Origin of the sequence: Lysobacter soli (assembly GCF_009755585.1) — a bacterium.
Classification (GTDB): Bacteria; Pseudomonadota; Gammaproteobacteria; order Xanthomonadales; family Xanthomonadaceae; genus Lysobacter_J; species Lysobacter_J soli.
The window spans coordinates 1,150,498-1,174,715 of the sequence record NZ_CP046603.1 but is presented as its reverse complement, the minus strand read 5'-3'; the positions used below and the strand labels follow the sequence as shown (position 1 = coordinate 1,174,715).

The 24,218-nt window shown below is 68.5% G+C and carries 25 protein-coding genes; 13 read left to right on the top strand and 12 right to left on the bottom strand.

Annotated features, from left to right (window positions below; genetic code table 11):
* Positions 1-138 precede the first annotated feature (138 nt).
* Positions 139-1,032 (top strand): c-type cytochrome, encoded by an 894-nt coding sequence (locus GOY17_RS05465; RefSeq protein ID WP_157029611.1) that lies wholly within the window; start codon positions 139-141, stop codon positions 1,030-1,032.
* Positions 1,033-1,036: 4 nt separating this feature from the next.
* Here GOY17_RS05465 and GOY17_RS05460 read toward each other — a convergent pair whose 3' ends face one another.
* From GOY17_RS05460 to GOY17_RS05450, 3 genes are all read right to left on the bottom strand, one after another.
* Positions 1,037-1,555 (bottom strand): hypothetical protein, encoded by a 519-nt coding sequence (locus GOY17_RS05460; protein WP_157029610.1) that lies wholly within the window; start codon positions 1,553-1,555, stop codon positions 1,037-1,039.
* 70 nt (positions 1,556-1,625) lie between these two features.
* Positions 1,626-2,306: a GNAT family N-acetyltransferase gene (locus GOY17_RS05455; RefSeq protein ID WP_157029609.1), complete on the bottom strand. Its 681-nt coding sequence runs from the start codon at positions 2,304-2,306 to the stop codon at positions 1,626-1,628.
* A 1-nt stretch (position 2,307) separates the two neighbouring features.
* On the bottom strand, positions 2,308-3,750 hold the full coding sequence (locus GOY17_RS05450) for an MATE family efflux transporter (RefSeq protein WP_157029608.1): 1,443 nt from the start codon (positions 3,748-3,750) through the stop codon (positions 2,308-2,310).
* 158 nt (positions 3,751-3,908) lie between these two features.
* On the opposite strand from GOY17_RS05450, the gene GOY17_RS05445 reads away from it, so the two are divergent.
* Positions 3,909-4,922 (top strand): energy transducer TonB, encoded by a 1,014-nt coding sequence (locus tag GOY17_RS05445; protein WP_157029607.1) that lies wholly within the window; start codon positions 3,909-3,911, stop codon positions 4,920-4,922.
* A gap of 83 nt (positions 4,923-5,005) precedes the next feature.
* Here GOY17_RS05445 and hutU read toward each other — a convergent pair whose 3' ends face one another.
* Positions 5,006-6,670, bottom strand: a complete 1,665-nt coding sequence (gene hutU, locus GOY17_RS05440) for a urocanate hydratase (protein ID WP_157029606.1) — start codon at positions 6,668-6,670, stop codon at positions 5,006-5,008.
* 161 nt (positions 6,671-6,831) lie between these two features.
* Between hutU and GOY17_RS05435 the strand changes: the two genes are divergently transcribed.
* Positions 6,832-7,428, top strand: coding sequence for a TetR/AcrR family transcriptional regulator (locus GOY17_RS05435; protein ID WP_157029605.1), 597 nt, complete (start codon positions 6,832-6,834; stop codon positions 7,426-7,428).
* A gap of 13 nt (positions 7,429-7,441) precedes the next feature.
* Here the strand turns inward: GOY17_RS05435 and GOY17_RS05430 are convergent, their stop codons facing one another.
* From GOY17_RS05430 to GOY17_RS05420, 3 genes are all read right to left on the bottom strand, one after another.
* Positions 7,442-7,918 (bottom strand): hypothetical protein, encoded by a 477-nt coding sequence (locus GOY17_RS05430; RefSeq protein ID WP_157029604.1) that lies wholly within the window; start codon positions 7,916-7,918, stop codon positions 7,442-7,444.
* A gap of 4 nt (positions 7,919-7,922) precedes the next feature.
* The gene (locus GOY17_RS05425) at positions 7,923-8,297 is read right to left on the bottom strand and encodes a hypothetical protein (RefSeq protein WP_157029603.1); all 375 of its coding nucleotides are present in this window, start codon (positions 8,295-8,297) and stop codon (positions 7,923-7,925) included.
* 98 nt (positions 8,298-8,395) lie between these two features.
* Positions 8,396-8,956 (bottom strand): YybH family protein, encoded by a 561-nt coding sequence (locus tag GOY17_RS05420; RefSeq protein ID WP_232338535.1) that lies wholly within the window; start codon positions 8,954-8,956, stop codon positions 8,396-8,398.
* 116 nt (positions 8,957-9,072) lie between these two features.
* Between GOY17_RS05420 and GOY17_RS05415 the strand changes: the two genes are divergently transcribed.
* The 3 genes from GOY17_RS05415 to GOY17_RS05405 all read left to right on the top strand — a co-directional run bounded on the left by GOY17_RS05415 (position 9,073) and on the right by GOY17_RS05405 (position 12,516).
* A complete protein-coding gene (locus GOY17_RS05415) occupies positions 9,073-10,335 on the top strand; it encodes an alkaline phosphatase family protein (protein ID WP_157029602.1) in 1,263 nt (420 codons plus the stop codon).
* A gap of 100 nt (positions 10,336-10,435) precedes the next feature.
* Complete coding sequence (locus GOY17_RS05410) at positions 10,436-12,019, top strand: DNA-3-methyladenine glycosylase 2 family protein (protein WP_157029601.1); 1,584 nt, start codon at positions 10,436-10,438, stop codon at positions 12,017-12,019.
* Positions 12,016-12,516: a methylated-DNA--[protein]-cysteine S-methyltransferase gene (locus tag GOY17_RS05405; RefSeq protein WP_157029600.1), complete on the top strand. Its 501-nt coding sequence runs from the start codon at positions 12,016-12,018 to the stop codon at positions 12,514-12,516. The genes GOY17_RS05410 and GOY17_RS05405 overlap by 4 nt, the downstream gene beginning before the upstream one ends.
* Before the next feature lie 13 nt (positions 12,517-12,529).
* Here the strand turns inward: GOY17_RS05405 and GOY17_RS05400 are convergent, their stop codons facing one another.
* Positions 12,530-13,879: a formimidoylglutamate deiminase gene (locus tag GOY17_RS05400; RefSeq protein WP_157029599.1), complete on the bottom strand. Its 1,350-nt coding sequence runs from the start codon at positions 13,877-13,879 to the stop codon at positions 12,530-12,532.
* A 76-nt stretch (positions 13,880-13,955) separates the two neighbouring features.
* On the opposite strand from GOY17_RS05400, the gene hutI reads away from it, so the two are divergent.
* Together hutI and GOY17_RS05390 are read left to right on the top strand one after the other, a co-directional pair.
* Entirely contained in the window at positions 13,956-15,182 is a 1,227-nt protein-coding gene (gene hutI, locus GOY17_RS05395) for an imidazolonepropionase (protein ID WP_157029598.1), read from the top strand.
* A gap of 32 nt (positions 15,183-15,214) precedes the next feature.
* Positions 15,215-16,414 carry a dipeptidase gene (locus GOY17_RS05390; protein ID WP_157029597.1) on the top strand — a complete coding sequence of 400 codons (1,200 nt, stop codon included), beginning with the start codon at positions 15,215-15,217 and terminating at the stop codon, positions 16,412-16,414.
* A 92-nt stretch (positions 16,415-16,506) separates the two neighbouring features.
* Here GOY17_RS05390 and GOY17_RS05385 read toward each other — a convergent pair whose 3' ends face one another.
* Both GOY17_RS05385 and GOY17_RS05380 read right to left on the bottom strand, forming a co-directional pair.
* A complete protein-coding gene (locus tag GOY17_RS05385; protein WP_115840953.1) occupies positions 16,507-16,698 on the bottom strand; it encodes a 30S ribosomal protein THX in 192 nt (63 codons plus the stop codon).
* A gap of 232 nt (positions 16,699-16,930) precedes the next feature.
* Positions 16,931-17,341: a MerC domain-containing protein gene (locus GOY17_RS05380; protein ID WP_157029596.1), complete on the bottom strand. Its 411-nt coding sequence runs from the start codon at positions 17,339-17,341 to the stop codon at positions 16,931-16,933.
* A gap of 79 nt (positions 17,342-17,420) precedes the next feature.
* On the opposite strand from GOY17_RS05380, the gene GOY17_RS05375 reads away from it, so the two are divergent.
* From GOY17_RS05375 to GOY17_RS05355, 5 genes are all read left to right on the top strand, one after another.
* A complete protein-coding gene (locus GOY17_RS05375) occupies positions 17,421-19,589 on the top strand; it encodes a TonB-dependent receptor (protein WP_157029595.1) in 2,169 nt (722 codons plus the stop codon).
* A gap of 132 nt (positions 19,590-19,721) precedes the next feature.
* Entirely contained in the window at positions 19,722-20,114 is a 393-nt protein-coding gene (locus GOY17_RS05370) for a MarR family winged helix-turn-helix transcriptional regulator (RefSeq protein WP_232338534.1), read from the top strand.
* Positions 20,111-21,382: an MFS transporter gene (locus tag GOY17_RS05365; RefSeq protein WP_157029593.1), complete on the top strand. Its 1,272-nt coding sequence runs from the start codon at positions 20,111-20,113 to the stop codon at positions 21,380-21,382. The genes GOY17_RS05370 and GOY17_RS05365 overlap by 4 nt, the downstream gene beginning before the upstream one ends.
* Positions 21,379-21,738, top strand: a complete 360-nt coding sequence (locus tag GOY17_RS05360; protein ID WP_157029592.1) for a cupin domain-containing protein — start codon at positions 21,379-21,381, stop codon at positions 21,736-21,738. Before GOY17_RS05365 ends, GOY17_RS05360 begins: the two co-directional genes overlap by 4 nt.
* A gap of 132 nt (positions 21,739-21,870) precedes the next feature.
* A complete protein-coding gene (locus GOY17_RS05355; RefSeq protein WP_157029591.1) occupies positions 21,871-22,170 on the top strand; it encodes a hypothetical protein in 300 nt (99 codons plus the stop codon).
* A gap of 39 nt (positions 22,171-22,209) precedes the next feature.
* On the opposite strand, the gene GOY17_RS05350 is transcribed toward GOY17_RS05355, so the two are convergent.
* Together GOY17_RS05350 and gltX are read right to left on the bottom strand one after the other, a co-directional pair.
* Entirely contained in the window at positions 22,210-22,701 is a 492-nt protein-coding gene (locus tag GOY17_RS05350; RefSeq protein WP_115840960.1) for a transcriptional repressor, read from the bottom strand.
* 29 nt (positions 22,702-22,730) lie between these two features.
* Entirely contained in the window at positions 22,731-24,137 is a 1,407-nt protein-coding gene (gltX, locus tag GOY17_RS05345; protein WP_157029590.1) for a glutamate--tRNA ligase, read from the bottom strand.
* Between the last annotated feature and the right edge of the window lie 81 nt (positions 24,138-24,218).

Genomic DNA, 24,218 nt, shown 5'->3' with positions numbered 1-24,218 from the left:
GACGTGAGAGTGGTGCCCGCATGTCGCCAAAGCCCTTCAAGACCTTAGACGCCTGTTCACCCGGCACGAAGAGCCGTCCGTGTCCTCCCCCGCCCGCACTTCCCGTATCCGGTTTTCACATCACCGGAGTGAAGGGCAATGCGGCGTCTATTGAAGTGGCTGGGCTGGAGCGTGGTCGTGGTGGCGGTGCTGGTGGCGGGCGTGCTCGGTGCCGCTTGGGCGATGAGCGAACGCGCGTTGTCCCGTACCTGGACGGTGGCCGATCCCCCGCTGGCCGATGCGATGGCCTCCGCGGCCCTCGACCACGGAAAGCACCTGTTCGCCACGCGCGGCTGCGCCGACTGCCATGGCGCCGACGGCGCAGGAAAACTGCTGGTCGATGCGCCGAATGTCATCCGCATCGTGCCGAGCAACCTCACCCGCACCGTGCGCGATGCGGCGTGGACCGACGACCGCCTCGCCGCGGCGATCCGCCACGGCGTGCGGCCCGACGGCACGGGGCTGGTGATCATGCCCACCGGCGACTACACCGACATGGACGATCACGACGTCGCGTCGATCGTGGCGTACCTGCGCACGCTGCCGGCGGTCGATGCCGATCCGGGCCGCACGCAGGTGCGCCCGCTCGCGCGCGTGCTGTACCTGTTCGGCAAGTTCCCGCTGGTGCCGGCCGAGCGCGTGGACCACACGCCGCGCGAACGCGTCGCGCCGCCGGCGACGGTGAGCGTGGCGTACGGCAAGTACGTCGCTCAGGTGTGCACCGGTTGCCACGGCTCGAACTTCGCCGGCGGCTTCGTGCTCGAACCCGGCACGCCGCCGTCGGCCAACCTCACGCCGCACGCGAGTGGATTGCAGGCATGGAAGGAAAGCGACTTCCTGCACCTCATGCGCACCGGCCAGCGCCCCGACGGTCGCCAGCTGCATCGGATGATGCCGTGGAAGTCCTACAGTGCGATGCAGGACGTCGAACTGCGTGCTGTGTGGACGTACCTGCGTTCGCTGCCGCCGGTGGACGGAAAGACGCGGTCGTAGCCGCTCAATCGATGCGGTAGACGCGCGCCTTCGGCATGCCTTCGACGACCTGCAGGAACCAGCGGCCGGCGACGCCGGGCACAACGACGATTTCCGGCGCGTCGAGCGTCTTCGGCAGCTTCAGCGCGCCCTTGAGCACCTTCCACTGCTGGCCGTTCTCCAGCTCGAACACAGTGCCGGGTTCCCAGCCGCTGATTGGGCCCTTCAGGCGGCTCTGGATCGGCTTGTCGTTGAAACCGATCAGCGAACCTTCGTCGCGTCCGCGTTCGTTACGGTTCGCCGCAGGCGCATTGTTCGCCACCGGCGGCGCGGCAGGCGCGGCCACCGCCAAGCCCTGCCCGTCCTGCGCTTCACGCAGCATGCGATTGAGCGTGTCGAGCTGCTCGCGGCTCAAACCGACCGACCGCAGCTGCTCCGGCGTGAGGCGCTGCTCGATGCTGACGTAAGGCGTCTGCGCGCCCGCATGCGACGACAGCGTGGTCAGCGCCAGCATCAGCGCGAGGGACAGGAACGAACACTTCATCGGCACAGCCTCGGACTTCGACCGTGCCACGATGCTGCAATTTCGTGACAGCCCGGTGACAGCGTCGCGTTCAGCCCGTCCGCTGCAGCGAGAAGAACGGAATGTCGCGACGCACCGTATAGCCGCTGCGCAGGTACAGGTCCTTCGCCCGCGCGTTCTCGTTCGCCACGTGCAGGTATGGGGTGCGGCCTTGCGCGAGCACGTCATTGCTCAGCATCGTCAGCAGGTGGCGGGCGTAGCCGCGTCCGAGGAAATCCGGATGCGTGCACACCGCGCTGATCTCCTGCCACTCGTCCATGCCCATGCGCTCGCCGATGATCGCGGCCAGGCGCCCGTCCTGGTAGATGCCGAAATAACGACCCAGCTGCATTGTGTGCGGCCGGAAGTAATGCGGATACACGAGTGCGGTGAGCGCGAGCACGTCCTCGCGATGGCGTTCGTCGAGCTGGATGATCTCCGGCCCATCCGTTTCTTCCACCGGCTGCGTGCACACCATCTGCGCGAGCATCGCGAGCTTCCTGCCTTCGAAACCGGTCGGCACCTGCGGCATGCGATCGAGCAGCAGCGTCGTCTCGCCGGGCTCGATCAGCCCGGCCAGTGCATCGGCTGCGTCTGCGCCTTCTGACGGAACGCCGAGGAACGGCGCGATCTGCGCCGGATAGCGCGCCACGTCGCCGCGTGCAAGCGCGATGTCGCGATGCCGGCTCTGCAGCGCTTCCCAGATGGGGTTGTCGAGTACGTGTCCAGTCATCTCACACCTTCATCGTCTTCCACTTGCCGCGCGAGAACAGCCACAGCGTGAACAGGCCTACCGACGTTTCGGAGACGAACACCGCCCAGAACACGCCCAGTTCCTGCCAGCCCATGGATACCGCCAGCACGTACGCCAGCGGGATCTGGATCAGCCAGAAGAACACCACGTTGATTTTCGTCGGCGTCATCGTGTCGCCCGCGCCATTGAACGCCTGCACCGACACCATCCACCAGCCGTAGACGAAGTACGAATACGACAGGATCTGCAGCCATTCGCCGCCGACGTCGATCACCTTCGCATCATTGGTGAACAGCGCGATCAGATCGTGGTGGAAGAAGAAGAACACCACCGAGATGGCCATCGTGAAGGCCATGTTGTACCAGCCGATGTGCCACACCGCCGCCTCGGCGCGTTCGGGTTGCTGCGCCCCGAGGTTCTGCCCGACCAGCGTCGCCGCCGCGTTCGACATGCCCCACGCCGGCATCAGCGTGAACATCATGATGCGGATGGCGATCGTCGCGCCGGCCACGGCTTCGCTGCCGATGCTGGACAGGATGCGCATCAGGAAGATCCACGAGGTCATAGACACGATCATCTGCCCGATGCCGCCGAGCGAGGTGCGAACGATGTTCCACAGCACCGCGCCGTGCACGGCCAGCTGCGACCACGCCACTCGGATGTGCTTTCCGCCATGGAACAGCACGTACAGCTGCAGCGCGACGCCCGCGCCGCGGCCGATGTTGGTCGCGATCGCCGCGCCTTCGATGCCCAGCGCCGGCACGGGCCCGAAGCCGAAGATCAGCAGCGGGCAGAGCACGATGTTCAGGCCGTTCGCCAGCCACAGCACGCGCATCGCGATGGCCGCATCGCCGGCGCCGCGGAAGATCGCGTTGATCACGAACAGCAGCATGATGATCGCGTTGCCGCCGAGCATCCATTGCGTGTAGCGGTAACCGTGCTCGATGCTCCACGCGTCGGCGCCCATCAGGCGCAGCAGGTCCTTCGCCCACACGATGCCGATGACCGCGAAAGGCACCGACACCAGCAGCGCGATGAAGATCGCCTGCACCGCGCTGATGGCCGCGTCCTCGCGCCGGTTCTCGCCGATGCGCCGCGCGACGACGGCCGTGACCGACATCGCCAGGCCCATCGCGATGGAATAGATGAGGAAGAGATAGGTTTCCGTCAGCCCGACGGTGGCCACCGCCGACGGCCCGAGCTTGGCGACGAACCAGATGTCGACCACGGCGAAGGTCGATTCGAGCACCAGTTCCAGCACCATCGGCACCGCCAGCAGGAACACCGCCCGGCGCAGCGGAATCTTCGTGTAGTCGGCGTTGGTGCCGCGAATGGCGTCGCGGAGTTCGGACCAGAGGGAGCGTGAATCCTCGGTCGCAGGGGCGACCGTTTCGGCGATGCTGCGTTGCGGCTCGGAGTTCATCGAAAGCATCCGTTCGTTCGTTGGGCAATGGTAACGGCGACGGAGGTCGCCATGACCGGCTCAGTGAGACGACGAACGGAGAGGCCGCCGTTCGACAGTCGCACGCGGCCATGACGCCGCGCTAGGATCGCGTTCACCAAAGGAAGGGGGGGGGTCGCATGCGCGAATCGTGGTGGTTGGGGGTATTGCTGTTGTTCGCCTGTCTCGCGGCGCCGGCCAGGGACATTGCCGTCGCCGAGGGTTTCGTCTTGCAGCCGCTGGACCCAACCGATGGCCAGATCGCGCGGCCTCGCGACTGGTTCTACGCCAGCGAAGGTACGCCGAGCGGCTGGATGTGGACGATCTCCCGTGAAGACACCCGCCTCGGGCCGTACGACGTGGGCATGCGCGTGCAATTGATGATGGGCGTGGAAGCGCAGAGCGGTTTGACCAGGCCGGCCTTCGTGCAGCAGTTCATCGAAGGCAAACGCGCGGCGGGTGTGCAGGTCGTGCGCGATTGTCCGGTGCAGGTGGAGGGCGAGTTCCACCGGCGCTGCTTCGAAGTCGTCGAGCCACTGGAACTTGGTGGCAAGCGCCGCGACTTCCACATCCTCTACTCGCTATCGTGGGCCACTGCGATGGACATGGTGGCCGTCACCATCGCTGGTGCGCCGGTCGACGAGTGGCGCGACTATCGCGCCTCGTTCGACAAGATGGCGGACATCCGTCTGATCGGCCCAGCGTTTGCAGGCGGCGCTGGGCTCGGAGCCTCGCACGAGACGGTAACGGCGCCAACACCGTTCAGCACCGTCTACAACCGCATAACGCCCGAGTCGGAAGCGCGTGCCGACGATGCAACGCTGAAAGGGCTCTACAGTGATCGCTTCCGCTTCGTCGACATCGCTCCACGACCGGGCCTCGTCGGCGCGACGGTGACAGGCGGCAGTCTTCCGCCCCGCGCCTTCGCCGTTGACGGCACCGAACTCGCCGGCGAGGTTCTGCTAGCCTTCATCGTGTCGCCCGACGGCCAAGTGGTGGAGCCGCGCTTCGTCAGCATCAGTGACGAGCGGTTGCGCGCGACCGTGCTGGCGGCCGTCGCAGCATGGCGGTTCGAACCGGCAACGCTCGACGGCAAACCGGTAGCGACGCTCGCTGCACAGGAGTTTTCGTTCAAGTCCGGCGTCGAGCGCTAGGCGAGCGCCGCCTCCAGCCAGAGCAGCGCAAACGCGAACGGGCCGGCTACCCAGCCCGTTCGTACCTCACAGGTGCAGTGTGATCAGAGCATCGGCAGCTTCAGCCCCTGCTCCCTCGCGCACTGCTTTGCGATGTCGTAGCCCGCGTCGGCGTGGCGCATGACGCCGGTGCCGGGGTCGTTCCAGAGCACGCGCGCGATGCGCTTGTCGGCTTCCTCGCTGCCGTCGCACACGATGACAACGCCGGAATGCTGCGAGTAACCCATGCCGACGCCGCCGCCGTGATGCAGCGACACCCACGTCGCGCCGCCGGCGACGTTGAGCATCGCGTTGAGCAGCGGCCAGTCGGAGACGGCATCGGAACCATCGCGCATCGCTTCGGTTTCGCGATTCGGCGAGGCGACGCTGCCGCTGTCGAGGTGGTCGCGGCCGATCACGACCGGCGCCTTCAGTTCGCCATTGCGCACCATCTCGTTGAACGCCAGGCCCAGCTTGTGGCGCAGGCCCAGCCCGACCCAGCAGATGCGCGCGGGCAGACCCTGGAAGCTGATGCGCTCACGCGCCATGTCGAGCCAGCGGTGCAGGTGCGCGTCGTCCGGGATGAGTTCCTTCACCTTCGCGTCGGTCTTGTAGATGTCCTCCGGATCGCCGCTCAGCGCGACCCAGCGGAACGGGCCGACGCCACGGCAGAACAGCGGACGCACGTAGGCCGGCACGAAGCCCGGGAAGTCGAACGCGTTCTGGCAGCCTTCGTCCTTCGCCATCTGGCGGATGTTGTTGCCGTAGTCGAACACGGGGATGCCCATGTCCTCGAAGGCGAGCATCGCCTCCACGTGCACGCGCATCGACTTCTTCGCCGCGTCGCGCACGCGCGCCGGATCCTCGGACTGCATGCGCTGCCACTGCTCCACGTTCCAGCCGATCGGCAGATAACCGTGCACCGGATCGTGCGCGGAGGTCTGGTCGGTCACCGCATCCGGGCGCACGCCGCGACGCACCAGTTCGGGCAGGATTTCCGCGGCGTTGCCGAGCAGCGCGATCGACTTCGCCTCGCCGGCCTGCGTGTACTTCTCGATGCGCGCGAGGGCGTCGTCGAGGTCGGTGGCCTGCTCGTCGACGTAGCGCGTGCGCAGGCGCATGTCGATGCGGCTCTGCTGGCATTCGATGTTGAGCGAGCACGCGCCCGCGAGCGACGCAGCCAGCGGCTGCGCGCCGCCCATGCCGCCCAGGCCCGCGGTGAGGATCCACTTGCCGGTGAGGTTGCCGCCGTAGTGCTGGCGGCCCATCTCGACGAAGGTCTCGTACGTGCCCTGCACGATGCCCTGCGAGCCGATGTAGATCCACGAGCCGGCCGTCATCTGGCCGTACATCATCAGGCCCTTTTTATCGAGCTCGTTGAAGTGCTCCCACGTCGCCCAGTGCGGCACGAGGTTGGAGTTGGCCAGCAGCACGCGCGGCGCATCGGCGTGCGTGGGGAAGATGCCGACCGGCTTGCCCGACTGCACGAGCAGCGTTTCGTTGTCGTCCAGTTCGCGCAGCGACTTCAGGATCGCGTCGAAGCTTTCCCAGTCGCGCGCGGCGCGGCCGATGCCGCCGTAGACGACCAGCTCAGTCGGGCTTTCGGCCACTTCGGCGTCGAGGTTGTTCTGGATCATCCGGTACGCGGCTTCGGTGAGCCACGACTTGCAGCTTTTCTCGGCGCCGCGCGGGGCACGGATGACGCGGGAAGGATCTTTGCGGGTCGACATCGGAAAGACTCCGTCGGCTGGGCGCCGCGATTGCGACGCGCGAAACAGGCGTCGGGAATTATCGCGCTGCCCCGCGCGGGCGGACGCGTCGCCGACGCCGTCGCGGCGCCGGTTTGGTGCGATTTCGCGTCCGCGGCGCGTCATTTGTATACGCTGTACACATGAGCCGCGCCGAACCCCGCACGAACCGCACCGCCGACCGCATCCTGCGCGCGGCGCGGACGCTGTTCGAACGCGAAGGCGCGGGCGGCGTGAGCATGCGGCGCGTCGCGGCGGCGGTCGGCCTCACGCCGATGGCGATCTACCGGCATTTTCCCAATCGCGAGGCGTTGCTCAAGCGCATCGGCGACGACAGCTTCGATGCCATCGCCCGCCACTGGGACGCGCGCGGTCGCGGCGGCGACGTGCTCGAACGCCTGATCGCGGTGCAGCGCATCTACCTCGATTACGCCCTCGCGCATCCGCATCTGTTCGACCACGCGTTCTCGACCGCGCGTACCGATGCACGGCGATTTCCGGAGGATTTCCGCGCGCGCCGTTCGCCCACGCTCAACGTCGTGGCCGACGCGGTGGAGGATGCGATGCGCGCCGGCGTACTGCGCGAGGACGACGTGTGGGACGTGGCGGTGACGCTGTGGGCGCACACGCACGGCCTGATCGCGCTTTATCGCGCGGGCCGGTTCAATTTCGACGAAGCCGCGTTCCGGCGCTACTACGACGCCTCGCTGCAGCGGTTGTTGCGGGGGTTGCTGGCCTAGCGGCGCGCCTGACCTAGCGACGCGGCTCGATCGCCGGCTTCACTTCATTCACCGGCGGAGGCGGCGGTAGGTCGATCGCCTCAAGGCGATGCACCTGCGCTTCCTTGCCGGCACGCCACGCTTCGTGCGTCGCGCGGCGCGCTTCGAAATCCTGGCGAAGGCGTTCGGATTCGGCGGGCGTAGTGGCCGCGGCACGGCGTGCATCGGTGCGCGCGCGGTCGGCGTCCATCAACCGGTCCTGCTGATCGACCTGGCTGCGCAGCGTGTCGGCGGAAACCCGGCGGCTGGATGCGTCGAGCTGGCGATTGAGCGTTTGCAGCGAGTTGTCGCGCGAGGTATCCACCCCGCGCGGCAACGACGGTTGCGACGCGGGCGAAATCGGCGCCACGCGTGGCGGCGGCGCCAGCGTGTTGGGCTGCTGCGCGAACGCCAGCGCCGGCTGCAAGGCCAGCGCCAGCGCGACGGGCCACATGCGCGTCACGAGGTTCACGCGATCAGCGCACCGACGGGTCGAGTCGACGCAGCGCGTCGGCGAGGTCGGTCTGGCCGGTGCGGTCGATCTGCTCGCGGCTGTAGCTGCGGCCCGGGCCGATGCACAGCGCCTTGCCGGTCTTCGGATCGCGCGGGCGGATGTTGGTGCCGGTGTCCTTGACGCAGCCGACGTTCGAGGTGCGCTTCGCGTTTGCGGCATCGGTATTGCCCGCGATCTGCGCATCGGCGGCCACCGCCGCGTCCGCCTGCGTGGAACCTACCTGCACCTGCGCCTGCGCATCCGTCGTCGCCGTCTGCGCAAACGCGCCGAAGGACATGCCGAACACGACAACTGCGAACGCGGTAGCGAGACTGCGATTGCGATTGCGGGAATCCATGGCGTCACCTGGCGTGGGACGGCAACGTTGCCGTACCGCCACCATACGCCCCGGCGCTTTACCCGGCCGTGAGCGCAGCCGCCGCCTTCAGGCCGTCGTCAGGCTTGTGGACACGTGGTCTGGCGGCCCTCTCGGAAGGCCGTGGCTTCGGCCTCCGTGGCCGGCCGCGGGTCGACGCCGTCGTCGAACAGCACCCGCCAGGTGCCGTCTGCCCCGCGGTGCCAGACCGAGTGAAACGCGCCGATCCGGTAACGCTGGGTCGATTTCGGGTCCAGGTCCTCGAACAGCGACGGCCCGCTCGACCAGGCCACGTCCTTCGCGCTGCCCGGGCCGATCGTCGTCCGGGTCGGGTACCAGCTGAGCTTCAACCGCTTGCCCTCGACGATGCCGGCCCAGCGCCGGGCGATCTCCTCGCGGCCGCGCGTCGGTTGCGGCTGGCTGGCGCCGAAGGCCGCGTCCGTTTCGATGTGCGCGGCGAAGGCCTTTGCGTCGTGGTCGGCCACCGATTGCGCGAAGCTAAGCTCGCGCGCCCAGACCTCGCACTCGGCCGACGTCATGCGCGCCGGCTCCGGTTTCGGTGTCGCTTTCGGCGGGCTCTGCGCGTCCGCGACGGCGGAGATCCCCAGCACAACGGCAGACAGACTCACGGCGATACGCATCACGGCGGCTCCGATGCCGGCGGGCGCCGCCGGGTGTGCGGCCACTATTGGCAAGGCTCCGCGATGCCGCCAGCGACTAAAGTCATGCCGCAACACACGCTCGTTATGATCGGCCGATGCCCCACCTTCGCCTCGCGGCACTTGCCGCCTGCCTCGTCCTGTCCGCCTGCAGCGCCCGCGCGCCGCGCCCGGCCGAACCGGCGGCGCGGACCGTGGTGCTGGTATCCATCGATGCGTTCCGCGCCGATTACCTGTCCAACGACGCGACGCCCCACCTCGCCCGCGTCGCCCGCGAAGGCACGCATGCGGCGTGGATGAACCCGTCGTACCCGTCGCTCACGTTCCCGAACCACTACACGCTCGCGACGGGGCTTCGTCCCGACCACCACGGGGTGATCCACAACCGCATGAGCGATTCCGGCATCGGCGACTTCGCCGTCGCGGACCGCAAGGCCGTGGCCGACACGCGCTGGTGGGGCGGCGAACCGATCTGGGTCACCGCCGAAAAGCAGGGCGTGCGCAGCGCGAGCTGGGCGTGGCCCGGCAGCAGCGCGGCGATCGGCGGCGTGCGTCCCAGCCGCTGGGTCGCCTACGACGAATCCGTGCCGCCGGCGCGCCGCATCGACGACGTTCTGTCGTGGCTGGACGCGCCGCCGGCGCAACGCCCGCGCCTGGTCGCCGTGTATTTCGAACAACTCGACAAGGCCGGCCACGACCACGGCCCGGACTCGCCGCAGGTGCGCAGCACGCTGCGCGAACTCGACGCGGTGATCGGCCGCCTGCACGACGGCCTTGCCGCGCGCGGCATGCTGGATTCGACCGACCTGATCGTCGTGTCCGACCACGGCATGGCGACGGTTGCGCCCAACCACACCATCAGCGTGGAGCAGATGATCGCGCCGTCGATTGCGACCGTGGTTTCCGACGGCCAGTCCATCGGCGTGCAACCGTTGCCCGGCTTCGAGCGCGAAGCCGAAGCGCGCCTGCTCGGCCCCCGCGCGCAATACGACTGCTATCGGCGCGAGGATCTCCCGGCGCGGTGGCACTACGGCACCAACCCGCGCGTGCCGCCGATCGTGTGCCAGATGCACGAAGGCTGGGACGCGCTGTATCCGAAGAAACTGGCGACCAAGCCGAACGTCACGCGCGGCTCGCACGGATTCGATCCCGCGCTGCCGTCGATGCGGGCGCTGTTCGTCGCGCGTGGCCCGTCGTTCGTGCCGGGCGCGACACTGCCGGCGTTCGACAACGTCGACGTGTACCCGCTGCTGGCGCGGCTGCTCGGCATCGACGCCGCGCCGAACGACGGCGACATCGCGCCGCTGCTGCCGGCGCTGCGCGGGCCTGCTTCAATTGGGAACGCTGCGCCGGAGCACTGATCGCGCGCGTTCGTGCGCCCGGAACGGGCTCGCGGAAGCGCTCCACGTTCATGTCCGAATCCGGCCAGTCCTCGCGATCGCGCGGTGCTAGCCTGCGGCCATGTCCGAGCCCGCCCACATCCACGCCGACACCCTGCCCGCCTTCCATGTGTGCGAGCAGGCCCGTCGCACGCGCGATCCGCGCTTCGACGGCCTGTTCTTCACGGCGGTGTTGAGCACGCGCATCTACTGCCGCCCGGTGTGCCCGGCGGTGACGGCCAGGCGCGTGGTGTATTTCCGCCACGCCGCGGCGGCCGAAGCGGCGGGCTACCGGCCGTGCCTGCGCTGCCGGCCGGAGCTGTCGCCCGACGACGGCAGCTGGCGGCGCGGCGACGCGGCCATCGCGCGCGCGTTGAAGCTGATCGACGACGGTGCGCTCGCCGAGCAGCCGTTGGCAGCGCTGGCCGAGCGCGTCGGCATCGGCGAACGCCAGCTGCGCCGCCTCTTCGTCGAACGCGTGGGCGTCGCGCCGATGGGCGTGCACGGCACGCGCCGGTTGCTGTTCGCAAAACAGTTGCTGACCGAAACCGACCTGCCGATCACCCAGATCGCGCTCGCATCGGGCTTCGCCAGTCTTCGCCGTTTCAACGATGCATTCCGCACGGCGTATCGCATGGCGCCACGCGACCTTCGCAAGGGGCGAAGCGAGGCGCGCGAGGCCGGCGACGTGCTCACGCTGCGACTGGGCTATCGCCCGCCGTACGACTTCATGGCGATGCTCGATTTCCTGCGCGGTCGCGCCCTGCCCGGCGTCGAGTTCGTCGACGATGCGAGCTACGCACGCGTGATCGGCCCCGTCGATCGCCCCGGCTGGTTGCGCGTCAGCGCATGGCCGGACGACAGGAACGCCGGCGCGCACGCGCTGAAGCTCGAACTGCACGGCGCCGCCTCGTCGAAGCTGCTGGACATCGTGCAGCGCCTGCGCCGCATGTTCGACCTGGACGCCGATCCGCAGGCGATCGCGGACACGTTGTCGAAGGACGCGCGCTTCAAGCCCTTGCTCGCGCAACGCCCCGGCCTGCGCCTGCCCAGCGGATGGGACGGCTTCGAGATCGCGGTGCGCGCGATCATCGGCCAGCAGGTGAGCGTCGCCGCTGCACGCACCCTCGCCTCGCGCCTGGCGCAGAAGTACGGACAGCCGCTGCCGCAGCCGTTCGCGGACGCGCGGGTTGCGGACGCGCTCGCGCATCTGTTCCCGACGCCTGAAAAACTTGTCGATGCAGACCTGGAATCCATCGGCCTGATCCGCTCGCGTGCGCAGACCGTGCGTGGCGTTGCACAGGCGCTGCTCGATGGTCGCGTGGATTTCCGGCCGGAACGCACGCTGGACGACTTCGTGTCGCGCTGGGTCGCGTTGCCCGGCATCGGGCCGTGGACGGCGCAGTACATCGCGCTGCGCGCGCTCGGGCATCCCGATGCGTTTCCCGTCGAAGATTTGGTATTGCAGAAGGCGCTTCCCGCCGACGGCACGCGCATGGCGCCGAAAGCGCTTGCCGCGCGCGCCGAAGCGTGGCGACCGTGGCGCGGCTATGCGGTGATCCACCTGTGGCGCGATTCGATGCCGGTGCCCGTCGCGAAGGCCGCGAAGCCGACGCGCGCCAGGCGCGGAATCGCGCGCACAACCGGCGCGGACGCCACCGCATGATCCGTTACGCCACCGTGCCAAGCCCCGTCGGGCAACTGCTGATCGCCGCGAGCGACGACGGGCTGCACCTGATCGAATTCCAGAACCCGCGCCATCCCATGTCGCGGTGCGATGCGTGGGAAGCGCGCGAGTGCGAGTTCATCCGCATGACGGCGGCGCAGCTGGGCGAGTATTTCGACGGCGGCCGACGCGACTTCGATCTTCCGCTCGCACCGCGCGGTACGGAGTTCCAGCTCGGTGTGTGGCACACGCTGGCGTCGATTCCGTACGGCGAGACGATCAGCTACGCGCAACTGGCGCAACGTGTCGGCAAGCCGTCGGCGATGCGCGCGGTCGGGGCGGCGAATGGCCGCAATCCGCTGCCGATCGTGTTGCCGTGTCATCGCGTGATCGGCAGCGACGGCAGCCTGACCGGCTTCGGCGGCGGACTGCCGACGAAGGAATTCCTGCTGCGGATGGAAGGCGCGTTGCCTGGCGCGGTGGATCTGTTCGGCTGAGAATGACTGTGCGTTATTCGCGCATCAGCTCGACCATCGCCTCGCGGTAACGCTGCGCGATCGGCACACGCTGCAGGTGGTGGCCGTTCTCCACCACGCGCCGCCCGCCGACATACACATCGCGCACCAAGGGGCGATTTCCGCTGAAGATCCAGCGATCGATCGCATCGCCTTGCGTCAGGCCGAACAGCGCCGGCGCATCCGTGTCGAGCACCACGGCATCGGCGTATTCGCCGGTCGCGAACGTGCCGATCGCGTGCCCGCTGGAGAAACGCGCGCTCTGCGCGACGTCGTGCAGCAGCGTTTCGCCGACGCTCGGCGACTGCGCGCGCACGGCGATGTTGCGATGGCGCGTGAACAACCGCTGGCCGTATTCGAGCCAGCGCAGTTCCTCCACCGGCGACACGGAGATGTGCGAATCCGAACCGATGCCCCAACGACCGCCGGCGTCGAGGTACTCGCGCAGCGGGAACAGGCCGTCGCCGAGATTGGCTTCCGTCGTCGGGCAGATCGCCACCGTCGCGCCGCTGCGCGCGATGCCCTGCGTTTCGGCCGGCGTGAGGTGCGTGGCGTGCACCAGCGTCCAGCGCGCGTCGACGTTCGCGTTGTCGAGCAGCCATTCCACCGGGCGCGCGTTGCGCAACGCGAGGCTGTCCTGCACTTCGCCCACCTGCTCGGCGATGTGGATGTGCACCGGCATCGACGGCGGCAGCGCATCGAGCACGGCGCGCACCGCGTCCGGCGGCACGGCGCGCAGGCTGTGCAGCGCGCACCCGACGTGCAGCATCGCATCGGCGTCCTCGCAGAGCGTGTCGATCAGGCGCAGGTAGGCATCGACGTCGTGGCCGAAGCGGCGCTGGCGTTCGCCCAGCGCCCGGCCGTCGAAACCGCCGGTCATGTACAGCACCGGCAGCAGCGTGAGGCGGATGCCTGCGTCGCGCGCGGCGGCGATCAGCGCGCGCGACATCGCCGCCGGATCGTCGTACGGGCGGCCATCGGGCGCGTGGTGCAGGTAATGGAACTCGCACACCGTCGTGTAGCCGGCTTCGAGCATCTCCGCGTAGAGCTGCGTTGCCACGGCGCGCAGCAGGTCGGGCGTGAAGCGCGCGGCGAAGCGGTACATCGTTTCGCGCCAGGTCCAGAAGGAGTCCGACGGGTTGGTCTGGCGTTCCGCCAGCCCGGCCATGGCGCGCTGGAACGCGTGCGAATGCAGGTTCGCCACGCCCGGCACGATCCAGCTGGCGCTGGCGGTCGGCTCGGCGGCCACCCGCGCGCGGATGCGCCCGTGGTCGTCGATGTCGAAGCCGGCGTCGGAATGCCAGCCGTCGGGAGTCCAGAGCATCTCGGCGTCGAGGGTCTTCATGCCGGCATTGTCGCCCGCATGGACGGTCGTGGCGATGGCCCCGCAGGGACGGTACAGGCCGCTAGAATCGACCCCCATGACCTCCAACGCGCATACGGCCTGGGACGGACTGATCCTCGGCGCTTCGCTCGCCACGCTCGATGCGCCCGCCGGTTACGCGGACATCCTCGACGGCGCGCTGGCGTGGAAGGACGGAACGCTGGCCTACGTCGGTCCGCGCTCGGGCCTGCCCGACGCGCCCCAGCGCCTGGCGCGCGAAGTGATCGAGGCCAAGGGCTGGATCACGCCCGGCCTGGTCGACTGCCACACACACCTGGTCTTCGCCGGCGATCGCGCGCGCGAGTTCGAGCTGCGCCTGCTCGGCGCCAGCTACGAGGACATCGCGCGTTCCGGCGGCGGCATCCTGTCGACCGTGCGCGCCACGCGCGCCGCGGACGAAGGCGAGCTGCTGCGCCAGTCGCTGCCGCGCGCGCATGCGCTGATCAGCGACGGTGCGACCACGGTGGAGATCAAGTCCGGCTACGGCCTGGACTTCGACAACGAACGCAAGATGCTGCGCGTCGCGCGCCGGCTGGAACAGCTCGGCATCGGCGTGCGCACGACCTACCTCGCCGCGCACGCGCTGCCGCCGGAATACGCCGGCCGCGCCGACGACTACATCGACGCGGCGATCGAATGGTTGCCGAAGCTGCACGCCGAAGGGCTCGTCGATGCGGTCGACGCGTTCTGCGAAGGCATCGGCTTCACGCCGGACCAGACGCGACGCATGTTCGAAGCCGCGCGTGCGCTCGGCCTTCCGGTGAAGCTGCACGCCGACCAGCTCAGCGACCTGGGCGGCGGCGCGCTCGCGGCGGCTTTCGACGGACTGTCGGCCGACCATGTCGAACACACCAGCGAGGACAGCGTGCGCGCGATGGCGCAGGCCGGCACCGTCGCGGTGCTGTTGCCGGGCGCCTTCCACGTGCTGCGCGAAACCGCGTTGCCGCCGCTGGAGGCGTTCCGCTCGCACGGCGTGCCGATGGCGGTGGCGACCGACTGCAATCCCGGCACCTCGCCGCTGCAATCGCTGCGCCATGCGATGCAGCTGGCGTGCACGCATTTCCGGCTCTCGCCCGAAGAAGCGCTGCGCGGCGCGACGGTGAACGCCGCACGCGCACTGGGCCTGCACGATCGCGGCGTGCTGCGCGTGGGCGCCCGCGCCGACTTCGTGTTGTGGAACATCCAGCATCCGGCCGAACTGTGTTACTGGCTGGGCGGCCGCCTCGCGCAGTCCGTGCACGCCGGTGGCCATCGCGTTACCTGATCCGATTCGACGAATACAACCGGGGAGAAAACATGCGCTTGCGTTACGCCGTTCTGGGCCTGTCGCTGTCGATGGCCGCCACCTCCGCATCCGCCGCGACCGATGCGGCGCGCAAACTCGCGCAGGACGCGATCGTCGTCGACACGCATATCGACGCGCCCAGCGAGCTGCTGTCGCACTGGGACGACCTGGGTGTGTCCGCGCCGACGAAGGAGTTCGACTATCCGCGCGCGCGCGAAGGCGGCCTCGGCGTCGCCTTCATGTCGATCTACACCTCGCCCGAAGAGGATGCCGCCGGCACCGCGTGGCAGACGGCGAACACGCAGATCGACGCGGTCGAAGCGATGGTCGGCCGCCATCCGGACAAGTTCGCGATCCTGCGTTCGCCCGGCGACGTCGAGAAGCTGCGCAAGGGCGGCCGCGTCCTGCTGACGCCGGGCATGGAGAACGGTGCGCCGATCGGCGACGACCTGTCGAAGCTTGCGGGTTTCCACGCGCGCGGCGTGCGCTACATCACCCTCGCCCACAGCGCGAACAACCGCATCGCCGATTCGTCCTACGCGCAGAAGAAGAAGTGGGGCGGCCTGAGCCCGTTCGGCGAGCAGGTCGTCGCCGAAATGAACCGCCTCGGCATCATGGTCGACGTGTCGCATATTTCCGACGACGCCATCCGCGACGTGCTGCGCATCACCGACGTGCCGGTGATCGCCAGCCATTCGGGCATGCGCCATTTCACGCCGGGCTTCGAGCGCAACATCAGCGACGAGCTGGCGTTGGCGGTGGCGAAGGAAGGCGGCGTGGTGCAACTGGTGTTCGGCACGGGCTTCGTCAGCGCGAAGGCCGCGTCCGACATGCAGGCCTTCTTCGCCGCGGAGGCCGCGCTCGAGGAGGAGAACGCGAAGCTCGCCGCCGCAGGCAAGCCGCAGAAGTCGAAGGACGAATTCGAGAAGGCGTGGAAGGACGCGCATCCGGTGCCGGTGGTGCACATCGACGCGGTGCTGGACCAGATCGACTACGCGGTGAAGCTGCTCGGCGTGGACCACGTCGGCATCGGGTCGGACTTCGATGGCGTGAGCGGCAACCTGCCGGTGGAGCTGCGTTCGGTCGCCGACTATCCGAACCTGGTCGAAGGCCTGCAGAAGCGGGGCCATTCGGACGCGGACATCCGCAAGATCCTGGGCGGCAACCTGCTGCGCGTCTGGGGTGAAGTGGAGAAGGCGGCCAAGCGCTGATCGCCCTTCTTAATTCCGCAGAAAAACAAAAGCCCCGCCAAGGCGGGGCTTTCTGCTTTCGGACCCGAGGTCCGGAGCGGGCGCCGGGGCGCTTACTCCTTGGAAGCGGCCTTCTTCACCGCGACCTTCTTGGCGGCCGGGGCCTTGGCCACGGTCTTGGTCGCCTTCTTCGCGACCGGGGCAGCGGCGGTGCCGGCGGCCTTGGTCGTGGCCTTGCTGCGGGCGTTGCCGTAGCTGGAGTTGTAACGCTTGCCCTTGGCAGTCTTGCGGTCGCCCTTGCCCATGATGTGCTCCTGAAACTGTTCAGATCCGCACCGGGGTGCGGGGTTACGTAGATCGCGTTCGCGCGAGGTCGCGAAGTCTAGCACGGTCGCCCAGAAGCTCGTCCGCGGCGAAAGCCCCCTTTGTTAAGGGGGCGCCCGGCAGGGCGGGGATAGGAGGCAGGGTCGCTACTGGCCGGAAAGATGCGTCAGCAGGTTTCCGGCTCGAGCGGGCGCGAAGCGCTCGATCGACGCGCTAATGCGCGCACGTAGCGTCGTGCACGTGCAGATGGTTCAGCCGCAGGTTCGCCAGATGCGCCAGCCCGACCAGCGTACCGCCGAAGGTCATCGCGACCGCATGCGGGATCACGCTCTGGTGCAGCGGCTGGTACAGCACGCCGAACCACAGGATGGCCAGGCCCGGAACCATCAGCGATAGCGCCTGCACGGCGTGGTGGCGCCGGTAGCCCCAGGCCACGCTGAACAACCCGAGCGCGGTGGCGAAGAGCACGAAGCCCTCCTCGAAGCCCGAGCCCAGCCACGCGGCGACGCCCAGCGACGGCAGCACGGCGATCACCAGCGGAAGCAGCGCGCAGTGGATCGCGCACAGCAGCGAGCCGGTGGCACCGATGCGGTCGAGCAGGCTGCGGGGACGAATGGGGGGCATGACTTTCGGGAGGGTGGTCGATGCGACTTCGTTATAATATAACATTACGCAACTTCAGCCACCTACTTTACCCCCACCGATGTCAAAGCGCCTGCTGAATCGCCGCCTCCCGCTCGTCCTCGCCCTCGCCGCGGCCCTCCCCCTAGCCGCGCAGGCCGACGACCAGGGTCATGACCACCAGCCCAAGGACCTGAGCGGCGTCGAAGTGAAGGCGACCCCGCTGGTCGGCACCGCCGAGGACCTCGTCCGCCCGGTCGACGTCCTCGCCGGCGAGAAGCTCGATCGGGTCAAGTCGAACTCCCTCGGCGAGACCGTCGGGAAACTTCCCGGCGTGCAGTCGTCCTACTTCGGTCCCGGCGTCGGCCGACCGATCGTCCGCGGTTTCGACGGCGCGCGCGTCCAGGTGCTGAGCGACGGCCTCGGTTCGGGCGACGTCTCCACCGTCAGCGTCGACCACGCGGTCAGCATCGAGCCGTTCCTGGCCGACCAGATCGAGGTGCTCAAGGGCCCGGCCACCCTGCTCTATGGCAGCGGCGCGATCGGCGGCGCGGTGAACGTCATCGACGGCCGCATCCCCGAAGCGGTCACCGACGAACCCCTGCAGGGGCGCGCCGAACTGCGCGGCAACACCGTCAACGACGAGCGCACCGGCATGTTCCGCATGGACGGCACGTCCGCGTCGGGCAACTTCGTCTTCCACGCCGACGCGCTGCATCGCGAGACCGGCGACTACGACATCCCCGGCTATCCCGAAAGTCGTCGCCTGATGGAAGAGGAAGGCGAAACGCCGGATCCGGCCACCAAAGGCACGCTGCCCAACAGCTTCGTGCGCACCGACAGCGGCGCGCTGGGCGTGAGCTGGATCGGCGATCGCGGCTTCCTCGGCGTGGGCGCGAGCCTGTTCGACACGCGCTATGGCGTGCCTGCCGGCGCGCACGAGCACGGCGACGACCACGCGCACGAAGGGGAGGAAGAAGAAGCGCACGAAGAAGAAGGCCCCGTCACCATCGGCATGACGCAGCATCGTTACGAGGTCCGCGGCGGGCTCGACGATTTCGGCGCGTTCAAGTCGCTGCGTGCGAAGGTCGCGCGCACCGAGTACACGCACACCGAATACGAGGGTGAGGAAACCGGCACCGTCTTCGACAACACCAGCACCGAGGCGCGCGTGGAACTCGTGCACAAGCCGCTGTTCGGCTGGGATGGCGCGGTCGGCGTGCAGTGGGGCAAGCGCGATTTCGAGGCGATCGGCGAGGAGGCCTTCGTGCCCGCGTCGAAGGGCAACGACGCCGGCCTGTTCTGGCTGGGCCAGCGCGATTTCGGCCCGGTGAAGACCGAAGTCGGCGCGCGCGTGGATCGCAACAAGATCGACGTCAACGAAGCCGAGGCGATCGGTCCGGATCGCGATTTCCATACGACCAGCCTGTCGGCGGCTTTCAAGTGGGACATCAACGAGGCCTACCACCTCTCCTTCGGTCTGGACCGCGCACAGCGCGCGCCGACGGCGGAAGAGCTGTATTCCAACGGCGTGCACGTGGCGACCAGCAGCGTCGAACTCGGCTCGCCGCTGATGGACGAGGAAACCGCCAATCGTGCGGAAATCGGCCTGCACTGGCACGGCGGCCCGTTCAAGGCGAGCGCGTCGGTCTACCACGTGAAGTACGACGACTTCATCTACCTGGCCGACACCGGCGTGGTCGAGGACGGAAATCCCGTGCGCCTGTGGACGCAGGACGACGCGCGCTTCAACGGCGCCGAGGCGGAAGTGAACTGGAACTTCGCCGACAACGACAGCGGCCTGTGGAACCTGCGCTTGTTCGGCGACATGGTGCGCGCCGAACTCACCGGCAGCGGTACGCGCGAAGTCGCCTTCGCGGTGCCGCATGGCGATCACTCGCACGACTACACGGCCGAACTCGCGCGCGGCGGCAACCTGCCGCGCATCGCGCCCCACCGCGTCGGTGGCGAAGTGAGCTGGGAACTCGGCAACTGGCGCGCCTCGCTCGGTGCGACGCGTTACGCGAAGCAGGACGACGTCGCCACGTACGAAACCCCGACGCCGGGTTACACGCTGGTCGACGGGCACGTCGCATGGCACCAGGACACGGCACACGGCAACGCGTGGGAAGTGTTCCTCGACGGCAGCAACCTGCTGGACGAAGAAGCCCGCGTGCACACGTCCTTCCTCAAGGACGTCGCACCGCTGCCGGGCCGCGGCGTGGCCTTCGGGGTTCGCGCGTTCTTCTGACACGCTGAATCGGGCTCCGGCCCATCGGAAAGCGCCGCTTCACCCGCGGCGCTTTTCTTTTCCGGAAATAGGTGTATATACACGCTTATGCCCGACACCGCCCTCCCCTCCAGCCTTTGCACCTGCTTCCGGTTGCGCAAGCTTTCGCGCCTGGTCACGCAGCGCTACGACCGCGAACTCGCCGCGGCAGGCCTTAATCTCAACCAGTATTCGATCCTGCGTCGCGCCGCGCGCACGCCGCAGACGGTCGGGGCCCTGGCGCGCGAAATCGGCATGGACCGCACGACGCTCAGCCGCGATCTCAAGCCCCTCGCTGCCGCGGGCTGGATCGAACTGGCCAGCAGCGAGGACGACGCACGCGCGAAGCTCGTGCGCGTCAAACCCGCGGGCAAGCGCGTGCTCGAACGCGCACAGCCGCTGTGGCGCAAGGCGCAGGACGAGATCGACGCGCGACTCGGCGCCGCCGGCGTGAATGCGCTGCACACCCACCTCGATCGCGCGATGGCGCGGATGGAACTGGAATGACCACCCCGCTTTCCGCCGACGCGCCTCACCCCGCGACGCGCTACTGGCCGCTGGTGCTCGCCGCCACGGCGATGCTGATGATCACCATGGGCGTACGCCAGTCGATGGGCCTGTTCGTCGCGCCGATCGGCCAGAGCACCGGCCTCACCGTCGCGCAGATCAGTTTCGCGCTGGCGATCGGGCAGTTCGTCTGGGGGGCCGTGCAGCCGGTGTTCGGCGCGATTGCCGACCAGCGCGGGCCCGGACGCGTGCTCGTCTTCGGCGGACTGCTGCTCGCAGCCGGCATGGCGCTGGCGCCGGCGCTTGCGTCCGAATGGGGCCTGCTGCTGACGCTCGGCGTGCTGAGCGCGGCAGGCGCCGGCGCCGGGAGTTTTTCGATCCTCATCGGCGCCACCGCGCAGCACATGCCGGCCGAAAAGCGCTCGATGGCCGCGGGCGTGATCAACGCGGGCGGATCGTTCGGCCAGTTCCTGTTCGCGCCGCTGGTGCAGGCGGTGATCAGCGTCGCCGGATGGGGCGTGGCGATGTTCACCCTCGCCGCCTCCGCGCTGGCGACACTGCCGCTCGCCTGGCCGCTGCGTCGACGCGCGGCCGCCACCCCGCAGACGGGTGCGAATGCGACGCCGACAAGCACGGCACCCGGCATCGGCCTGCGTGAGCAACTGCGCATCGCCGTGCGCGATCGCAGCTACTGGATGCTGCACCTGGGGTTTTTCACCTGCGGGTTGCACATCGCGTTCCTCGTGACGCACCTGCCAGGCGAGATCGCGCTGTGCGGCTTGCCCGCCAGCGTGTCGGCCGTGTCGCTGGCGCTGATCGGCCTGTTCAACGTCGCCGGGAGCTTGGGCGCCGGCTGGCTCGGGCAGCGCTTCCGCATGAAGTACCTGCTTGCGGCGATGTACGCGAGCCGCGCGGTGCTGATCGCGATCTACCTCATCTCGCCGCCCACGCCGCTGACGTTCTTCCTGTTCTCCGCAGCGCTGGGCCTGACCTGGCTCGCGACGGTGCCGCCGACAGCCGGCCTTGTCGGCAAACTCTTCGGGCCGCGCTACCTCGGCACGCTGTTCGGCCTCACCCTGCTCTCGCACCAGCTCGGCGGCTTCTTCGGTGCGTGGGTCGGCGGCCTGGTGCTGGAGCGCTTCGGCGACTACAGCTGGATGTGGTACGCCGACATGGCGCTGGCGCTCATCGCCGCCGCCGCCAACCTTCCCATCCGCGAATCCGCGCCGGCGCCGGTTGGCGCACAACCGCAGGCGCAGGCGACATGACGACGCACGTTCCGATCAACACGGCCGCGAAACTCGCCACGTTCGACGAGCACTGGCAACCGCGCACCGTGGCCACCTTCAACGGCCACGACATCATGGTGGTGAAGGTGAAGGGCGAATTCGTCTGGCATTCGCACGCCGACAGCGACGACCTGTTCCTCGTGCTGCACGGGCGCATCCGCATTGAACTGCGCGACGGCGCGGTCGAACTCGGCCCGGGCGAGCTGTTCGTTGTTCCGCGCGGCATGGAGCATCGCCCGGTAGCGATCGACGAGGCGCACCTGATGCTGATCGAGCCCACCGGAACGCCGAACACCGGCGATGAAGCGACGGCGGCCCAGCGTCGGGTGATCTGAGCGGCGCGCCGCTTATCACTCGCGAATATCTGAAGCAATGCGATTTTTTCTCAGTCGTTTCACCTGCTGCTGGCTGAGACTTTTTCGCAGAATGCGGCTGCGGCACTGTGCCGCGCTTCAGGGGATTCGAAGATGAGAGCCGTCATTTCCCTTTCCATCGCTGCGGCGTTGCTGGCCGCGGGCCAGTCCGCGCATGCGCAATCGACGACAGGTGTGCTGCGCTTCAAGGGCGCACTCGTTGGATCCACGGGCAGTCCGCGGCCCGGCTCCCGGGTCTCAGCAGGAGATGAAGCACCGCGCACCTCGACCGAGCAGACGCTCGACATTCCCGCGTCCACGCGCGCGGAGCTGCTGGACTACTTCGTCGCCACGCGACGCGAAGCCGGAATCGAGGCGCGCGAACTGAAACTGTTCACGCGCACGTATCTCTAGGTTCGAAGCGCCGCGGTCAAGCCGTCGCGGCGCAGAGCATCAGGCCGCGTCGGCCCTGGCGCAGGCTGCGCAGACGCCGTGCACTTCCAGCGTCTGCGCCTGCGGGGTGAATCCGAGCTCGCGCGCGCGACGGTCGAGCGTGTCGACGATGCGCTCGTCCTCCAGCTCCGTCGCGGACTGGCAGCGGTCGCAGATGAGGAACGGCACGGCGTGCTGCGCAGAACCCGGGTGATGGCAGCCGACGAAGGCGTTGATCGACGCGAGTTTGTGGATGAAGCCGTGTTCGAGCAGGAAATCCAGCGCGCGATACACCGTCGGCGGCGCCGCGGCGTCGTGCGTGGCCTTCATCTGGTCGAGCAGTTCGTACGCCTTCACCGGGCGGCCGGCGTCGGCGATCAGGCGCAGCGCGTGGGCGCGGATCGGCGTCAGGCGCAGGCCGCGCGCCTCGCACGCACGCTCGACCTCGAGCACGAAGGCGTCGCCATCGTGCACGTGGTGCGTCGGGTCGGTGCAGGCGTGGTCGTGGCTCATGGCGCGGCCCGTGTCGGGATACTCAGGATTTAGGCGCCGGCCGGCACTTTTGCAAGGGCCGCGTCGATGCGCGCCAGCGCCTCGGCCTGCCCCGCGAGGTACACGGTGTGCGAGATGTCCGGCGACACCTGCGTGCCGGTGATCGCCACGCGCATCGGCTGCGCCACCTTGCCCATGCCGATCCCCAGCGCCTCGGCGGTGGCGTGCAGCGCCTGCGAGACCGCTTCGGCGCTCCACTGCGGCAGCGCGGCCAGGCGCTCGCGCGCATCGGCCAGCGGCGCACGGGCGGCGGCGGTCAGGTGCTTGGCGACCGCTGCATCGTCGTACTGCGTGAGCGGGCCAAACCAGACGGCCGCTCGCTCGGCCATTTCCTTCAGCGTCTGCACGCGGTCGCGAAGCGCGATCACGATGTCGGCCGGCGCCGGGCCCTTCGCCGTGTCGAGGCCCTGCGCGTGCAGGTGCCATTCCAGGTGCTTGGCGACATCAGCGGGATCGTCGTTCTTCAGGTACTGCTGGTTGAGCCAGCCGAGCTTCGCCGGATCCATGCGCGAGGCCTTGGCGTTCACGTCCTTCAGGTCGAACAGCTCGGTCATCTGCGCGATGGAGAAGATCTCCTGGTCGCCATGCGACCAGCCCAGGCGCACGAGGTAGTTCAGCAGGGCGTGCGGCAGGTAGCCCATCTCGCGGTACTGCATGACGTCGGCCGCGCCGGTGCGCTTGGACAGCTTGGCGCCTTCGGGATCCAGGATCATCGGCAGGTGCGCGAAATGCGGCACGGTGGCGCCGAGCGCGCGGTAGATGTTGATCTGGCGCGGCGTGTTGTTGACGTGGTCGTCGCCGCGCACGACATCGGTGATGCCCATGTCCAGGTCGTCGACGACCACGGCGAAGTTGTAGGTTGGGTAACCGTCGGACCGGAAGATCACCAGGTCATCGAGTTCGGTGTTGGCGAATTCGATGGTGCCCTTCACCTTGTCGTCCCAGCTCACCACGCCGTCGACGGGGTTCTTGAAGCGGATCACGCGGTTGGGATCGTCGCGGAAGCCCTCGTTGCGATCGCGGTACGCGCCGTTGTAGCGCGGCTTGTCGCCGGCGGCCATGGCCTTCTCGCGCATGGCTTCGAGTTCTTCCTTCGTCTCGTAGGCGTAGTACGCGGTGCCGGCGGCGACCATCTGCTCGGCGACGGCGCGGTAACGCTCCAGGCGCTGCGTCTGGTAGATCGGGCCCTCGTCGTAGGACAGCCCGAGCCACTCCATCGCCTGCAGGATCGCGTCGATGGCCGCCTGCGTGCTGCGTTCGCGATCGGTGTCCTCGATGCGCAGGACGAACTCGCCACCGCGACGGCGCGCCTCCAGCCAGCAATACAGCGCCGTGCGGGCGCCGCCGATGTGCAGGTAGCCGGTGGGACTGGGGGCGAAACGGGTGCGGCAGCTCATGCGGGCGACTCGGAACGGCGGAAACCGGCGATTTTACCGGAGCGGGCGCGATGCGGCCGGATCCGGCGCGCAAGGCCCTAG

What these genes read in the sequence shown, in the direction of transcription:
- GOY17_RS05405 (WP_157029600.1), top strand. Translation starts at nt 12,016, where the DNA reads ATGATCCGTTACGCCACCGTGCCAAGCCCCGTCGGGCAACTGCTGATC.
- GOY17_RS05435 (WP_157029605.1), top strand. Translation starts at nt 6,832, where the DNA reads ATGAGCCGCGCCGAACCCCGCACGAACCGCACCGCCGACCGCATCCTG.
- GOY17_RS05365 (WP_157029593.1), top strand. Translation starts at nt 20,111, where the DNA reads ATGACCACCCCGCTTTCCGCCGACGCGCCTCACCCCGCGACGCGCTAC.
- GOY17_RS05355 (WP_157029591.1), top strand. Translation starts at nt 21,871, where the DNA reads ATGAGAGCCGTCATTTCCCTTTCCATCGCTGCGGCGTTGCTGGCCGCG.
- gltX (WP_157029590.1), bottom strand. Translation starts at nt 24,137, where the DNA reads ATGAGCTGCCGCACCCGTTTCGCCCCCAGTCCCACCGGCTACCTGCAC.
- hutI (WP_157029598.1), top strand. Translation starts at nt 13,956, where the DNA reads ATGACCTCCAACGCGCATACGGCCTGGGACGGACTGATCCTCGGCGCT.
- GOY17_RS05460 (WP_157029610.1), bottom strand. Translation starts at nt 1,555, where the DNA reads ATGAAGTGTTCGTTCCTGTCCCTCGCGCTGATGCTGGCGCTGACCACG.
- GOY17_RS05415 (WP_157029602.1), top strand. Translation starts at nt 9,073, where the DNA reads ATGCCCCACCTTCGCCTCGCGGCACTTGCCGCCTGCCTCGTCCTGTCC.
- GOY17_RS05455 (WP_157029609.1), bottom strand. Translation starts at nt 2,306, where the DNA reads ATGACTGGACACGTACTCGACAACCCCATCTGGGAAGCGCTGCAGAGC.
- GOY17_RS05425 (WP_157029603.1), bottom strand. Translation starts at nt 8,297, where the DNA reads ATGGATTCCCGCAATCGCAATCGCAGTCTCGCTACCGCGTTCGCAGTT.
- GOY17_RS05465 (WP_157029611.1), top strand. Translation starts at nt 139, where the DNA reads ATGCGGCGTCTATTGAAGTGGCTGGGCTGGAGCGTGGTCGTGGTGGCG.
- GOY17_RS05385 (WP_115840953.1), bottom strand. Translation starts at nt 16,698, where the DNA reads ATGGGCAAGGGCGACCGCAAGACTGCCAAGGGCAAGCGTTACAACTCC.
- GOY17_RS05410 (WP_157029601.1), top strand. Translation starts at nt 10,436, where the DNA reads ATGTCCGAGCCCGCCCACATCCACGCCGACACCCTGCCCGCCTTCCAT.
- hutU (WP_157029606.1), bottom strand. Translation starts at nt 6,670, where the DNA reads ATGTCGACCCGCAAAGATCCTTCCCGCGTCATCCGTGCCCCGCGCGGC.
- GOY17_RS05360 (WP_157029592.1), top strand. Translation starts at nt 21,379, where the DNA reads ATGACGACGCACGTTCCGATCAACACGGCCGCGAAACTCGCCACGTTC.
- GOY17_RS05420 (WP_232338535.1), bottom strand. Translation starts at nt 8,956, where the DNA reads ATGCGTATCGCCGTGAGTCTGTCTGCCGTTGTGCTGGGGATCTCCGCC.
- GOY17_RS05375 (WP_157029595.1), top strand. Translation starts at nt 17,421, where the DNA reads ATGTCAAAGCGCCTGCTGAATCGCCGCCTCCCGCTCGTCCTCGCCCTC.
- GOY17_RS05350 (WP_115840960.1), bottom strand. Translation starts at nt 22,701, where the DNA reads ATGAGCCACGACCACGCCTGCACCGACCCGACGCACCACGTGCACGAT.
- GOY17_RS05400 (WP_157029599.1), bottom strand. Translation starts at nt 13,879, where the DNA reads ATGAAGACCCTCGACGCCGAGATGCTCTGGACTCCCGACGGCTGGCAT.
- GOY17_RS05450 (WP_157029608.1), bottom strand. Translation starts at nt 3,750, where the DNA reads ATGAACTCCGAGCCGCAACGCAGCATCGCCGAAACGGTCGCCCCTGCG.
- GOY17_RS05390 (WP_157029597.1), top strand. Translation starts at nt 15,215, where the DNA reads ATGCGCTTGCGTTACGCCGTTCTGGGCCTGTCGCTGTCGATGGCCGCC.
- GOY17_RS05445 (WP_157029607.1), top strand. Translation starts at nt 3,909, where the DNA reads ATGCGCGAATCGTGGTGGTTGGGGGTATTGCTGTTGTTCGCCTGTCTC.
- GOY17_RS05380 (WP_157029596.1), bottom strand. Translation starts at nt 17,341, where the DNA reads ATGCCCCCCATTCGTCCCCGCAGCCTGCTCGACCGCATCGGTGCCACC.